The organism is Thermoplasmata archaeon (assembly GCA_038851035.1).
Taxonomy (GTDB): domain Archaea; phylum Thermoplasmatota; class DTKX01; order VGTL01; family VGTL01; genus JAWCLH01.
On record JAWCLH010000010.1, the window covers coordinates 71,914 to 86,752 of the forward strand.

The following is a 14,839-nucleotide window of genomic DNA, read 5'->3' on the forward strand; positions in this document are numbered from 1 at the left end:
GCTGTAGGCCTCAGTTGGTGAACTATTTATCTCCGGACGCAGATGAAGTGGACCGTGCTGACTACTAAGTATACCTATGCCTACAGAGCCCTCGGCGCGCTCGGCGCCGGTCTCGTGCTTCTGGGAATATTCCTGCCGTGGGCCAACATAACTGACGGCAGAATCGGCCCCTTTAGAGCCGGGGAAACCCCGACCGGCTGGGCGCTTGCCTACGAGCAGCAGATGGTCGGCGGGAAGCTGAATATCGGGGGCGCAATATTTTTCGCCGTTTTCGGGATGGTGATATTTGCCACATTCGGCGTCTTCGCCATTGCCGCTGGGAGGAACGGCATCGGCCTCGGGTACTTCCTCCTCGGCTCGAGCGCCTTCTTCGTCGTCTTCATGGTCGCTCTCCTGCCCTATGTACAGCAGGGCATCCCAGTCCCCGATGACCCCCTGACTCCCGACAAGGTGGCCGAAATCGAGGCCCTCAACGCCACGGACCCCGCGAGGGGCAGCGAGCTCTACTCCGAGGCCCTGAAGCTCAAGGAGCAGCGCGACAAAATTCTCGAGTGGAAGAACCTGAGAATGGTGCCCCAGTACGGGCTGATTCTTTCCCTCGCCGGCTCGGTTCTGGCCTATGTCTTCGCCCGGCTCGTCGTCTCTGACAATGCGAAACTAGAGAACTACAAACGATACGCAGCTTTACTCGCGCAGGTCCACGCCGACGGCAAGGTCACGAAGGACGAGGCTGAGCTGCTCGCGCGGGAGAGGCAGTTACTCAAGCTCTCGTGGGAGGAGCACGAGCTAATTCTCAGGCAGACGGTGAGGGAGCCGGCGAGCCAGCAGCGCCTCCTCGAGATGCACAGGCGGCCCGTGGACGTCGAGAGAATTCTCAGGGACAGGGAGTTCGACTCCTACAGGAGGGCTCTCGTGCAGGCCTACAAAGATGGAAAGCTAACCGAAGACGAGGCCGCGCTGCTCAGGGTGCAGAGGGAGTCCCTCGGAATCACGGACGCCGACCACGATGCCATTCTGGCTGAACTCGTGGCCTCCGGCGATGTCACGATGAAAGGGCCGGCAGCCTCAGAGAAAACAATAAAGGCCGACACGATGGCGACCCCTCCCGCCACCCCCGCCGCCCCTCCCCTACGGCCTGCCCCGTCGCCTTCTCCTCCGCAGCCTCATTCCGCAAGAGAGCCAGCACCGGTCCCCACCCAGCCTCAACCCCCTCTTCCCGCAATGAAGCCAGCTCCGGCCCTTGAGCAGCCCAGTGTTCCCCCTCCCTACCAGCCTGCCCCTCCCACCCAGACCCCAGAGGCTCCCCCACAGCCTCCAGTTCCTTCATCCAGTCCCCCCGCCCCCGCCCCGGCACCTTCTTTCCGATCCTCTGCGGCGCCCGCTCCCAAAGCGCCCCCGGAGACGGGGGCTACCATGAAGCGGGTCAGATGCACGAAGTGCAGGACCCAGATTCCCGTCTCAAGTCCAGAGAGGCCCCTGAGAATCAAATGCCCCGGGTGTGGATTCGAAGGGACGCTGAGGAAATAGCTCACAGAGCGGCTGACGATGCGGGGCTCCGCCCCGGCTGTGAATTCTGTATAATTTCTGTGCGATTCCGATTGCCAGAGCAGCCGTGCGGAGGAGCGAGGGTGGAATTCTGTCCGTGTGACTCGCGCCTGCATTGGCTCCTCTGCCAATCTTTTTAGCCCTGAACGGCCATCCCGGGAACGGAGGCACCGGTATGGTCAAGGTGGGGATAAACGGGTTCGGAAGAATCGGTAGGCTGGCGATGCGCGCCGCGGTCGAGCACCCGAGTGTGGAAATCGTGGCGGTGAACGACATCACTGATGCAAAGACACTCGCCCATCTCTTCAAATACGACTCGACCTACGGCATCTTTCCCGGCACCGTAGAAGCTAAAGGGAATAGCATTATCATTAACGGAAAGCCAGTCAAAGCGCTAATGGTGAAGGACCCTGCCCAGCTCCCATGGAAGGCGCTCGGGGTTGAGGTGGTGATAGAATCCACCGGCCTATTCACCGAGGCGGAGAAGGCGAGGGCGCACATCGCTGCGGGTGCAAAGAAGGTGATAATTTCCGCACCTGCGAAGGGGGAGGATATAACCATCGTGCTCGGTGTGAATGAGGATAAATACGACCCCGCAAAGCACAATATCATCTCCAATGCCTCCTGCACAACGAACTGTCTCGCGCCCGTGGCGAAGGTGCTTAACGACTCCTTCGGTATAAATAAGGCCCTAATGACAACCATCCACGCCTACACGATGGACCAGAGGCTCCAGGACGCTCCGCACAAGGACCTGCGGAGGGCGAGGGCGGCGGCCCGCTCGATGATTCCGACGAGCACTGGTGCCGCAAAGGCGGTCTCACTAGTTATTCCAGAGCTCAAGGGAAAGTTCCACGGTGTTGCGATTCGCGTGCCCGTTGAAACCGTCTCCGTCGTCGACCTGACGGCAGAGCTCGCGAGGCCCGCCACGGCGGAGCAGGTCAACGCCGCGTTCAGGGCCGCCGCAAACGGAAAACTCAAGGGCTACCTCGAGTTCTGTGAGGAGCCTCTGGTCTCTGTGGACTTCAAAGGGAACCGAGCGTCGGCAATTGTGGACGCGGAGCAGACCATCGTCATAGGGGACACGATGGTCAAGGTGCTCGCGTGGTACGACAACGAGTGGGGCTACTCTCACAGGCTCATTGAGCTTGCGGAGATGGTGGTCAGAAAAATGAAATAAGGCGCGATGGCGCGCGACTGACATCCGACCTATTTCAGACCGCTCACTAGCTCGAGCAGCGATGCCCTCCTGTCCTTCGCTTTGACGACGCCCGAGGCCAGCAGGACTCCCATCGCACCGAGCTCGAGCGCCCTGCGCACGTCCTTTCCGCTCTTCACGCCCGCGCCGCAGAGCACCTTGACCTGGGGATTGACTCTCCGCACCTCCTCAACGCTGCCCCTAACGACCTCCGGGCTCGAGCTCGTGACGGATACGTCCCCTCCAATCAGCTCCGGGGGCTCGACCGCGACGAAATCGGGGCCGAGGGCGGCGCAGGCCCTGCTGACGGCAGTATTGTTTGTGCAGACGCAGCTCTCAATGCCCAAGGCGCGGGCCCGGGCCACGAGCCACTCGATGTCGGCTAGCTGGAGCCTCCTCTCGGAGTGGTTGATGAGGAGGCCGGAGGCCCCGACCTCCCTGAGCATCTCGAGCGTTATATGGCCCGTCCGCCCCCCGGGCTCGACAGCGTCCGCGGCCTGGCCCCAGACAGGAATTCGGACCTCGGCCCTCACCCGCGCGAGCTCCGTGGCAGGGGGGCAGACAACAATCGATACACCGTTCTCCCGGGCGACCTCGTCGCACAGTCTGGCGAGCGCCAGTCCCTCGGAACCGATGGCTTCTGGGTAGACCTTGAAGTTTACGACGATGACGGGCACTGCGGCGGACACACTGAACACCGGGCACCGGTAGGCTCTCCGATGGGATAATGTTTTTGCCGGGCGCGAATTTCCCGGTTGTTAGTGCCCTCGCTCGCGGAGAAGGCCGGCCGCTCCGACCCTCGGCTCAGGTGTATGTCGAGGCTATCAACCTCTCTATCATCTGGTTTATGTCCTTGAGCTTGCTGACGGAGCCGTCCCAGTTCTCCAGAACATCGGCGTAGGTCTGGCTGATCTGCCTGACGGTCTCCCTCATCTTATCGCGCATCTTGGGCGAGGCGACGCCCGAGACCACGACGGCCAGGCAGATGTACTCTCCCCTCTCGATAAGAATTTTGGTCTTGCCGTAGCGCAGCTCATTCAGCTCCTCCGACTCGGCCTCCCTAAACGATTCCTTGACAAATGCCGTGACGGCGGTCAGCATCCCGCTGAGGATGTCCCCGTCGACGTCCGGCCTCAGCCTCCGCGTGTTGTGCGTTATCAGGCGTCCGTCGCGGTACATCAAAAAGACGTCCTCTATCATCGGTCCGATGATTATCCTCGCTCTCTCCTGTGCCCTGCCCTCCTTACCGTCGAGGGCTCGCTTAAAGCTCAGCTTGACCGTAATGTAGGCATCGAGGGGGATGTCATGCTCGTCGGCCGTGACTTCGATTGTAACAACGGCCTTCTCGCCAGCCTTTAGAAAGTCTATGCCGGGGGGGGTGGCGCTGAACTCCTTTATCGGTCCGATGACCTCGATCCGGATGTTTGATGCGTGCGCCTTCCCGATGTTGGTGATGGAGAGGTTGAACTTGCTCCTATTCACAGTGAGGCCCTCGCTTGAGCCCGCTCGCAGGGAGAGTGAGGGCAAGGCCTCCTCTTTTACCTTCTCTATAATATCCATTATCAGCCCGGCGCACTCTCTCGCCCTCTCCGCGTCGTCGGCGTTGAGGGCCTTCTCGGCCTCCTCCAGAAGCTTTTTGGCGTCGCTGATATCGATGAAGTGCTCGGCGTTCTTCATGTGGGCCCTGACCGGCCCCATTATCTCCATAGCCTCTCTGAACTGGGTCCGCTTGGATATTATGGAGGCCTCGGTCCTCCTCAAGTTCTCCACGGCGCCGACATAGTCTCCCAGCTTGATGGCGCTGAGAGCGGCTGCAAGCATCCTCTCGGCCTCCGCCACGCTGATTCCCTCGGCCCGAACGTCCCTGACCATTTTCTCAAAGTCGGCGTAGACCGAATGCACCCTCTCGTGCTGCTCCATTGCGCCAGTCAGGTACTTGTCTAGGGTCTTGAGCTGGTCACTGGCGTTTCTCTCGAGCTGGAGGGCGAGGTCGAACCTCCCATCCTTAATCTCTTTCTTTATTCCTGCAATGCAGCGCTCCAAGGAGTCGAGCGCGGTCTGAAAGCCCTCCGTGTAGTTCACGACGGGCTGGGAGAGCTTTCTGTGCCTCTCAGTTGCGCTCGAGAGCTCCGCGCGCGCAAGCTGGAGGAACTCCTCAGCCTTCTTCCGGTCGCCAACGCTGCTCAGGAGCTTTGACGACTGGAGGAGGTACTCGACCTCGTTCACAGCGACGCCTGCGCTCTTCGCCCGCGCTAGCTCTCTTTCGAGTTCTCCTATGAGCCCGAAGTCAGCTGAGGCCATCTCGAAGAGGGTGACCCGGCTGTCCATCGTGCCGACCACGACCCTCCTGAGGTCAGGGGCGAGGGCCACGCTCACGATCTCGCTCGGGAGTTTCATCGTCCATACCGGCTTCCCGTGGAGATCAATTAGGTAGAGCATCATGTCCTCCGAGCCGACGAGAACGCTCTGGCCATCGGTTGTAAATGCCAGACCGGTCACGGCGCCACCGGTCGGGAACTGCCAGAGTATCCTTCCCGTCCTGTCGAGTAGGGTGACCATCCTCTCTTCGGAGCCTGCGGCGATGTAGGCACCGTCGGGCGAGACCGCGGTCCTATAGGGATAGCGGCCGGTCTCGATGTGCCATTGGTAATCGCCCCACTTGTTCAGGCAGGTTAGGAGGTTGTTGTAGGAGGAGATGACGATGATGTCCTGGTCGTCCGAGACCGACACGGACCTCACCGGGCTCTTCATGTCGCATCTCCAGAGCATCGTGCCCTCCCGGTCGAAAGCATAGACGTATTTGTCTGTGGAGCCAGCCAGAATGAGGCTCCCGTCGGGCACCATTGCCACCGAGAGCACCGAGCCGCCGGTAGGCGATGTCCAGAGAAGGAGGCCATTGTTGTCTAGTGCATAGACTGTGCCATCCTTGGAGCCGGCCACGACGAGGTCCCCGAAGGCTGTGGCGGCGACGCGGAATACCGGTCCACTGGTCTCGAACTTCCAAAGCAGCCTGCCGTCGCTGGCGAAGCAGTATATCCCACCGTCGGCTGAGCCGGAGTAGACGATGTCACCGCTTCTGGAGAGAGCCACGCCCCAGACGTGTCCTCCAGTGGCGTACTTCCACACTTCTTGGAGTTTGCTGCCTTTTGTATCAGCCATCCATCTCCTCCCCCATCAGCGAAAAGCAAACGCCGTGGCCACGCTGACGATTATAGTGATAATATATAAAACTACCAGATGCCTGTGAGGGTCTGCACTGTCCTCCATCTGGGGTGTTTCCTCCACGGTTCCCTCCGTCAGCTCTCCCATAAGTGAGTTCATCGCTTTTGCGGTATTAATACATTCCTACGGAATTATATATATGGAGGAAGAGCCTATCGAGCCTCGTGGCCGCGGAGTTGGAGCGCTATAAAGAAATCGTGAGAGGGAGAGCCAGGGCGCGCTTCTTGGAAGTGGACCTCGACGACAGAATAGCACAGGCCGAGGGGCTCTCGTCCCCCTGCCGGCTTTGCGAGAGGGCCTGCGGCGTGGACAGGAAGGGTGGGGGGAGAGGTGTATGCGGCGTCGGGGCCGCGAGGGTGGCTTCTGAGTTCCTCCACTTCGGCGAGGAGCCCGAGCTCGTTCCCTCCCACACGATTTTTTTCGCCGGCTGCACCTTCAAGTGCGTCTTCTGCCAGAACTGGGACATCAGCCAGTTCCCGGACCGCGGTCGGGAGGTTCCCCCAGAGGAGCTGGCGCGGGTAATCCAGACGAGCGGCGGAATCAATGTGAACTGGGTCGGGGGTGACCCAACCTCCAACCTCGTCTACATCCTCAAGGTAATGAGGGAGCTTCAGAGGCTTGAGGTGAACATCGCGCAGGTCTGGAACTCCAACATGTACCTGAGCGAGGAGGCGATGAAAATTCTGGACGGTGTAATAGACGTCTACCTGAGCGACTTCAAGTACGGAAACGACGCCTGCGCGAGGCGCCTGTCGAAGGTGGAGAGGTACTTCGAGGTCGTCAGCAGGAACCACCTCCTTGCTGCTAGGCAGTGTGAGATTCTCCTCAGGCACCTCGTCATGCCGGGGCACATCGAGTGCTGCACGAAGCCTGTGCTGAAGTGGGTCTCGGAGAACATCCCGCGCAATGTGCTCAGGGTCAATGTCATGGACCAGTACCGGCCGGACCACATTGTTCTCCAAGACAGGAGGAAGTACCCGGAGCTCTCACGCCATTTGAGCATGAAAGAGTTTCTCGAGGCCCATCAATTCGCCGCGGGGCTCGGGCTGGACCTCGTTTAGAAGCCCTAGCTTTCCCCGCCTCGTGCCGCGGCTGGACCTTTCCGCTCCCTATCGACCAGCGCGGCTTCAGCTCTTGCGTTTCCGGACCCTTGGCCCATTCGAACCCGCTGCCTCGAGCGCACCGCTGGCAAGAAGAGGATGCGAGGCTCCGAATCGCAAGAAGCGCTTCATGAGCGGTCCGGCTGTTCTCTGGAGAATTGAGGGGACGCCGTACACATCATGGCTGCCGACGGACTGATAGCCGGCAACTGCACCATTGATAGTCACTAGCTTCCGCCATACGCCACCCTCCCTCCAGAGTTCGCACTCTACGGGCGAGCCCTCGAGCTGCGAGGCCGTCTTGCCAATGCTGAAGACGGGTAGACCGAATATCGTCGCGACGTTTACATTGTCGAAATGCGTAAACGAGGCCATCTCGCCGACCATATTCACGGCAGCGATCTCGCCCTGCTTCACAGCGGTGGGCCAGGTCGCTGGAATGACACCCTCGAACTCGGCGATGTCCCCGGCCGCGAATATGTGCGGGTCGGAGGTCCGCATGTCAGGCCCGACGATGACGCCCCTGTTTGTTCTCAGGCCGGCGGAGCTGGCGAGGGAGAGCTCCGGCCTCACACCGAGGCACAGAACGACCATGTCGGCCTCGAGGGTCCCCTCTTTACCCCCAGGTCCCTGAATTCTGACTGCGCTACGGCCTCCGGCGCGGGACAGACCGGTTACCCTCGTCCCCAGCTTCAGGCCGACGCCTCCCTTTGCAAGGGCCTCCTCGACCGGCGGGGACATGTCCCTGTCGAGGGCTCGCGGGAGGACGCGGTCCTCCATTTCAACCACGGTCACCTCAAGCCCCCTCCTCCTCAGCGCGCAGGCGCACTCCAGACCGGTGAGGCCGGCGCCGAGGACGACGGCGCTCCTTGAGACGGCCGCGGCCGAGATCAGCTCCCGGGTGTCCTGAAGCGAGTTGAAGGTGTGGACACCGGGCAGTTCGCCACCGAGCGGCGGGGGCCTGAAGGGCACGGAGCCCGTGGCCAGGAGGAGGATGTCGTACTCGAGCTCCTTTCCGTCAGCAAGAATGACGCGCCTCCGCGCCGGGTCGATGGCTCTCGCCTCCGCGCCGAGGTGGGGAGTCACTCCCATCTTCCGCAAGGCAGCCTCGTCGTGGGTGATGATGCGCTCCTCGTCCACCTCGCCCGAGAGGACGTAGGGCAGGGCGCAGAGAGAGTAAACAGCCCTCTCCCTGCTGACCAGCACGACCTCCTCTCCAAGTTTGCGGAGGCGGGCGGCCGCGGCCATGCCGGCGGCCCCGGAGCCGATTATGACGGTGGCCATCGATGGGGGTATGCGCCGGGGGGAATAAAGCTGATTGGGTGCCCGCATCTTCATGTATGAGCAGGAAGAGGGCGCTGTAAAACTCCCGCTCGATTACCTTGTCGTGCGCCTTTTCCACGCAATAGTCAGAGCGACGGTGGCGAGAATAACCACCGCCCACATCCAGAAAAGAAATGTTTCGCGCGAGATTCTAACGGCCTGCACGGTTATTTCAAAGCTCTTCTCGGCCAGAGCGCCGTCGTCGTCGCGCACCGCCACCCTGACCAGATATTTCCCCGGCTTTGTGAAAGTATAATTGATAACTGTGCCGTGGATGGTCCTGTTCTCAATCAGCCAGCTCACAGACACGACGCAGCCGTCCAGGTCGAAGGAGCCTGAGGCGTCTAGAAATGCTCTCTCGTCGGCCATGAGCTTTTGTTCGTATTTGAGCCCAATCACAGGGCCTCTGTTCCGCACATTTATCGTTATGTTGGTCACGTTCTCATCAAAATCATCGTCTATGACTCTCAGTTTTACTTCATAGGTCCCGTCGTCCCTGTACTCGTGGCTCACGTTTTCGCCCACCGCAGTGGTTCCATCGCTAAAGTCCCATATATAGAGCTTTACGGTACCGTCCGCGTCGCTCCCCGAAGCGGTGAGATTGATTTTCTCGAGTGTGAGGGGGGAGGTGGAGGAGGCGTTTATCGCGCCCTGCGGCGGGATGTTTTCGACGATAATCTGCTTTCTGGCGATGTTGCTCGCCGCGCTGTCATCATCTACGACATAGAGCGTGGGCCAGAATGTGCCTTTGGTCCGGTAGCGGTGGGTCGGGTTGGGCTCATCGCTCGTGGAGCCGTCTCCAAAGTCCCAGAAGTACCGCGATATTGCCCCGTCCATGTCGAAGGCCTCGGGCGTGAAGGCGATGTCGTCGAGAATGGTGGCGGTCGTCAGGGACATATTGAAGTCGGCCAGGGGGCCGCGATTCATGACATAAATCTTGAACTCGGTCGAGTTGGACGCGCCATCGTCGTCCCAGGTGGTGAAATGGACGGTATATATTCCCGCCTTGGAGTAGCTGTGGACAGGGTTGGGTATATCATTGATATTTCCATTACCAAAGTTCCAATATATTTTAGTAATGAAACCGTCAATGTCATATACAGAAATATTAAAATAAATGGGTTCATTAGTTAAATAAATAAAGAATAAGGAGCTACTTTCAATTACTGGGGGTCTATTGTTGATTGTTAAATTAATATAGCACCAATTGCTTGTTAACCCATATTCGTCACGGACTTTTAATTTTGCTATATAGTTACCCATCTTATGATATAAATGTTTAATCGATTTGTCGTTAATCCAATTTGAATTATTTCCATCGCCAAAATCGAAAAAAAGTTCGTTAAAAATAGTGATACCTTGAAAAGTAATTGGTTCAATTGTCAGTGCATTATCTGGCCATACTATTATCTTTGGCAAATCTATTATTACGGTGACGGCAAGATTATTATTATTCTCATTTATTTCATTAAAATAATTATCAGGGTCAATAGTTAATAAACAAATATGTGATAATTGATTTTGATCCCTAAATTTAAGATTGAGATTATATAGACTAGCGTTATCTAAATCATACGATGAAATATTAATATAGGTTATATATAAATCGCACTCGATGAGAATTGTAACATTAATAGAGGTCAATTTCCAGTTCAATATTGTTAATGGTATTATGGCTTCTTTTTTAGATGGAGTATATACTTTACTCGGACCTTGTAGAACTAGATCGAAATTGTAGCAATATTCAGAAATATGGAATTGAGAAAATAATTCATCATCAAATTTTGATGGCTTCCATGTTTTTATTGTCGAAAAGTTGTATAATATTTTGTTGAACATCATTTTTTTAAGGGTCTCCAACGAAATTGGGATACTACTTGGATACGAGTTACCGAGAATATGTATAACATTTTCTTTATTAAGTTGAATTTCTATTCCGATACAGTTATCTAAAATCATTGCATATAGAATACCTAAATCAGAATCTGCTCCGGGGCCCCAGTCCGAGTTGAAACGAATTTCATCAATTAACCTGACCCCTTTTTTTGACCAACCCATAATAGAATCTATCCAATGACTTTCATATATCGTGAGCCGTAAGAATGGTTGTGTGGATAACAAGCCAAATTCCGGAAAAGTAAATCGGAGTTTTAGATCATACGAACCCAATAAAAAATTATCTAACAATAGACCATTATTAATATCCCTAGATGATAGTATAATGAATAAAATTAAGTCGGTGTCATTATGGCACATTTTCATTTGAATTGATAAATTGATAGTTTCTTTTGGATTTGAAGTGTTTCGGGCTAGAATATTTTCTACTAGTGCATATTGGATGTTGTTCCACTCATTATTTGTATTTATTCCATCGAAAGTAATTGTTTTAATAGGGTAATGTATATAATATGTATTGATTTTCTGATTTCTATCTCTGGATATGTTTAGGGTGGCCAGCGAGATAATTGAAATATTAATGATAAAGAAGATAATGATTAAAATATATGAGGAATGTAATAATGATTGAGCTTTTTTTAATTGAACACTAACTCTACCTTCCATATTTATCCACTATATTGATTAATTAAATCTACTTTTGAATTTGAGTAATAATCGTAATAGCATATATGCTGAGGTTTTCCATATATAGATACCGTATCAGACTTATCATTTCCTGAATAATAATCTTTGCGAGTAGCTTCTCTTGATCTAGAATTATCATCAACGCTTGTATTATTAACCGAATCAAATTTAATCCCAGTCGCATCAAAAACATACCATGTATTCATTGATGGAATCCATGCTTCGGTCCAAATATGGTAATTCCAATTGTTTGATCCGCCGGTCCAATTCTGACCTGTTACAGCCCTTGCAGGTATCCCAATTGCTCTCATAAATGCAATACAGTAATGTGTAAAATCATAACATTGCCCATAATGTATCTGTCGAGCTGACAATTTCTCTGGATTAATTAATTCATTATATTTTAAATCTGACTTACTTCCTGTCATTCTCAATATATAATCAATTGGACATGATGATAGTCCCACATCTGTAACAGAATATTTAATAAGATAGTTTGTAAAGTATTTTATTCTTGATGAGGCAGATTTATGATCTGTAGCCCCTTTCGCAATTATACATGCCTTAAGATATACATTACTATTAAATTGATTTATACCACCATTTTTTCCATCATACTCACCCTGACTCGGTTTAGGACCCCCATAGAAATATAAAGTCGAATCTGAAGATGTTCTATAAAACGGTCCTCTTTGATCAATATTGCTTTCTTTTCCATCATTTTCAGTATGATAAAGAAATTGTTGAATCGCTTGGTTAGTAAGTCCAATTAAGGAATCGGAACCATAGGTTTGAGGTATCTCAAATATTGTGCAAATATTCATATATCCAAGATAAAATAATAATGTAATTGTGATATCAGGGAAGAATTTTCCACCAGAAAATGTAAATGTTTTCCAATAAAAAAAACATATAGACCAGGTTCCAATAGGTATATTTTGTTTAATAGTTACTGACCATGTTATTATATAATTATCTTGTTTTTGTTTTTGAATAGATATCATGTTTCCTTTATAATAATCAATACCATAAAGAGTTATGGTAAAAATATTCTCTACATTTTTTGTATAAATTTCCGTAGATATATCGCTATTAATATTTCTCCGCACAACTATAATGTTATTTAACGCATAACCCTCGCCATCCCAGCAATCATACTTTCTTGTATTAAAATTATTTTTATATTTTGAGTAAATATTTGGTAAAAATGTTCGACTCGATGCGCCACCTTTTTTGTTGGATTCATCAATAGAGTCGATAGTATTAGATTCGTAATAATCAGGTATACCATCACAATCCATATCATTCAACTTCGGGTCAATCCATCCATAACTCGTTAGGGCTATATTGAATGTCATTGGAGAATAGATTTCACTAGAATTAACCGATTCAATACATAAATAAAATTGAATTTCTTTATTTATAGACTCATTACCTAAATAATATCCAAAATATGAATTTGAATAAAGATAATTTCCATTCTCAGTTGTTGTGTTAATCGGGCTCCCGGTTAAATTATGTAAATTATTAAGATGACTTATATCTTGAAATGTATAGTCTATAGATTCCGCATATCCTCTTAAAAAAATGTCTTGGGGGCTATTCCAATTAAAATTGATATTAACAAGATAAGTCCCAACCCTGGGATAATCAATTACATCAAGATTAACATTGGCGGCATCTGTAGATATATACACAATTTTATGGATACTACTATTTATCAATACCCCGCTCCCGTCGGCGTCATTATAATATTTCCAGACGAAATCGTAATGACCCGCCGGAAGCTGCGAGGATTCAATCTCCAGCGCGCCCCACTCGGCCCACGGACCTCCCATCGAGTTTCCGCTCTCGTCGTAAATATAGGCGTCGTAGAACAAATCGTCATTGTCATTCTCCATTGACACCTGGTCGTAGCTCCGCAGCAAGAAATCTATTGCCCCCTCCTCCTCATTGAAAATATGTACACAGAAGCTCATCCCGTCCTGATGGGGGCCCGACGAGAACGCCCCCGCAATCCCCTCCGGGACCCTCATCCTGAAATCGGTCATCCAGACATGGTCCCACTCGCTCTCCTCCCTGAGCATGATCACATGCTCCTCGCGGGCCATGTCCGGACCGATGTTCCTCAGCTTCGAAACATTCGAGAGGCCATCCTTTTTAACGATGATTGTGTAGGGCGTCTTGAAGAATGTCCCGGTCTCGCCCCCCTCGGCAACCATTTCGAATATCTTGCCTTCCATCGTCACAATACCATTGGCATCAGTTGCTCCGGAATAAATCAGGCTCTGCTCGAGGTCCTTCACAAGAACCTGAGCATCAGAGACATTCTCCGAATTCTCATTGATAACCCGGATGACCATATTCCCTCGGGCGCTCAGTGTTCCGTCAACAACCTCCACCTTCGAGCGGTTGAAGTCGCAGTCCGCCATGACGACATTGGACCCCTCAATCCTGATGTCAGCGCCATTGTTGTTAATGATTATTGAATCTGTGATTGATATTTCGGATGAGATTATCTGCATCCCGTACTCATTGCAGTAGTGAATTCCGATGTCTGAGATTTCCACATTCGGCGAATTAATTAATAATCCATTGTTCATGTGGGCGAATGTGGTATTCGTGATTGTGGCCGTGCCGAGGATATTTATGTCGAAGTACCTGTTCTCTACACCGGAGAAGAAAAGGGTATTGTTGATCGCGGCCGTGGAGCCCTGCGCCAGCGATATTCCATGCTCGCCCGTCCATTCGCTGTTGACCTGAACGGTGACATTGTCGGCGCTTATATCTCCATTTATAGATAGATTACCTGTGATATTTAGGTAAGTAACTATAATATTAAGGCAGCCATCCACCTCCAAATCATTTCCCGTCATAGTTGTGTTGTATGTCTCCAGAGCGCCCTCGGATGAAATGATAATCTCTCCCTCGACAACCTCCAGAATTCCGTTGTCGAAGGTCAGGCTCGATGAAACGGAGAGGCTGTCGGCAACGACAACCTTGCCATCGTATTCCGTTTCCGCTCCAACGCTCCAGTCCTCCTTCCTCTCGTCACACACCAGTATCTTGTGATGGACGATATTATTGGTCTCATTGTCCTCGGTGATATTTTCGCCCAAATCAATTTTTATAACGAGATATTGATATCCTGTCTCGTTTAAAGTCGTATTAACGTCCTGGAGGCCCGTTTCGCCCCATGCACCCAGGCCGCCCACTGTCCGGTTCTCTATCAGAGTCTCGCTCTCGGTGTTGTTAAGATAGAAACTGACGGTGAATGTTGAGTTCGCGTTTTCGTATCCATCATTGTAGATGGTAGCGTTTATGGTGATTATGCTGCTGACCAGCGGGTAATCATCGGACACATCGAGGTGTATCAGCCTCAGGTCCAGGCTCGGGAACTCGAAATAGACGAGCTGGCTCTGGTTCATCGTTCTTTCTTCGGATTTCGTTATGTTTAGCTTTTGTGCAGTTACATTGTGCGGCGTGTGATTGACGGTCCCCGAGCTGTCCTTCGTGCAGTACCTGGCCTGAATCAGCGCATGGCCCGAATCAAGGGTCCGTTCGAGCACTTCCAGACCGCCGTCCTCCTTTATTATTGCGCTCCCGCCGCTAATAAAGCTTCCGCTCCTGTCCTTTAAATTCACCTCGAGATAGTTCCTCATGTGGATTATGGATGTTGAGTCCACGCCTACCTCGCTTCCGAGCAGGGCGCAGCCCACGGAGGTGATGTTGCTGCTCTCGAGCTCCACTTTTGGAGATGAGACCTCCTCAAAGCTCACGCCGGCCATGCAGGCCCTCGTGTCCTCGAACCTGATTCCCTCACTTGTGGCATTTGTTATTGCGTCCCCCCGGAGCGCCAGAACGGAGT

The 14,839-nt window shown here is 52.4% G+C and carries 9 protein-coding genes; 3 read left to right on the forward strand and 6 right to left on the reverse strand.

Annotated elements, in window-relative coordinates:
• Positions 1 to 42 precede the first annotated feature (42 nt).
• Positions 43 to 1,527, forward strand: coding sequence for a hypothetical protein (locus QW379_04875; protein ID MEM2869739.1), 1,485 nt, complete (start codon positions 43 to 45; stop codon positions 1,525 to 1,527).
• Positions 1,528 to 1,720: 193 nt separating this feature from the next.
• Complete coding sequence (gene gap, locus QW379_04880) at positions 1,721 to 2,725, forward strand: type I glyceraldehyde-3-phosphate dehydrogenase (protein ID MEM2869740.1); 1,005 nt, start codon at positions 1,721 to 1,723, stop codon at positions 2,723 to 2,725.
• 29 nt (positions 2,726 to 2,754) lie between these two features.
• Here gap and tpiA read toward each other — a convergent pair whose 3' ends face one another.
• From tpiA to QW379_04895, 3 genes are all read right to left on the reverse strand, one after another.
• Positions 2,755 to 3,432: a triose-phosphate isomerase gene (gene tpiA, locus QW379_04885; GenBank protein ID MEM2869741.1), complete on the reverse strand. Its 678-nt coding sequence runs from the start codon at positions 3,430 to 3,432 to the stop codon at positions 2,755 to 2,757.
• A gap of 115 nt (positions 3,433 to 3,547) precedes the next feature.
• On the reverse strand, positions 3,548 to 5,902 hold the full coding sequence (locus tag QW379_04890) for a PQQ-binding-like beta-propeller repeat protein (protein ID MEM2869742.1): 2,355 nt from the start codon (positions 5,900 to 5,902) through the stop codon (positions 3,548 to 3,550).
• Between the two features lie 15 nt (positions 5,903 to 5,917).
• Positions 5,918 to 6,052, reverse strand: coding sequence for a hypothetical protein (locus tag QW379_04895; GenBank protein ID MEM2869743.1), 135 nt, complete (start codon positions 6,050 to 6,052; stop codon positions 5,918 to 5,920).
• A gap of 77 nt (positions 6,053 to 6,129) precedes the next feature.
• Here QW379_04895 and QW379_04900 point away from each other — a divergent pair, with 77 nt between their 5' ends.
• Positions 6,130 to 7,026 (forward strand): radical SAM protein, encoded by an 897-nt coding sequence (locus tag QW379_04900; protein ID MEM2869744.1) that lies wholly within the window; start codon positions 6,130 to 6,132, stop codon positions 7,024 to 7,026.
• Positions 7,027 to 7,092: 66 nt separating this feature from the next.
• Here the strand turns inward: QW379_04900 and QW379_04905 are convergent, their stop codons facing one another.
• From QW379_04905 to QW379_04915, 3 genes are all read right to left on the reverse strand, one after another.
• Positions 7,093 to 8,349, reverse strand: a complete 1,257-nt coding sequence (locus QW379_04905; GenBank protein MEM2869745.1) for an FAD-dependent oxidoreductase — start codon at positions 8,347 to 8,349, stop codon at positions 7,093 to 7,095.
• Between the two features lie 93 nt (positions 8,350 to 8,442).
• Positions 8,443 to 9,315 carry a PKD domain-containing protein gene (locus QW379_04910; protein MEM2869746.1) on the reverse strand — a complete coding sequence of 291 codons (873 nt, stop codon included), beginning with the start codon at positions 9,313 to 9,315 and terminating at the stop codon, positions 8,443 to 8,445.
• A gap of 1,637 nt (positions 9,316 to 10,952) precedes the next feature.
• Positions 10,953 to 14,720, reverse strand: a complete 3,768-nt coding sequence (locus tag QW379_04915) for a transglutaminase domain-containing protein (protein ID MEM2869747.1) — start codon at positions 14,718 to 14,720, stop codon at positions 10,953 to 10,955.
• Between the last annotated feature and the right edge of the window lie 119 nt (positions 14,721 to 14,839).

Bases quoted from the DNA above. Each gene is read 5' to 3' on its own strand.
- QW379_04895 (MEM2869743.1), bottom strand. From the start codon at position 6,052: ATGGGAGAGCTGACGGAGGGAACCGTGGAGGAAACACCCCAGATGGAG.
- QW379_04905 (MEM2869745.1), bottom strand. From the start codon at position 8,349: ATGGCCACCGTCATAATCGGCTCCGGGGCCGCCGGCATGGCCGCGGCC.
- QW379_04875 (MEM2869739.1), top strand. From the start codon at position 43: ATGAAGTGGACCGTGCTGACTACTAAGTATACCTATGCCTACAGAGCC.
- QW379_04910 (MEM2869746.1), bottom strand. From the start codon at position 9,315: ATGAATCGCGGCCCCCTGGCCGACTTCAATATGTCCCTGACGACCGCC.
- QW379_04890 (MEM2869742.1), bottom strand. From the start codon at position 5,902: ATGGCTGATACAAAAGGCAGCAAACTCCAAGAAGTGTGGAAGTACGCC.
- gap (MEM2869740.1), top strand. From the start codon at position 1,721: ATGGTCAAGGTGGGGATAAACGGGTTCGGAAGAATCGGTAGGCTGGCG.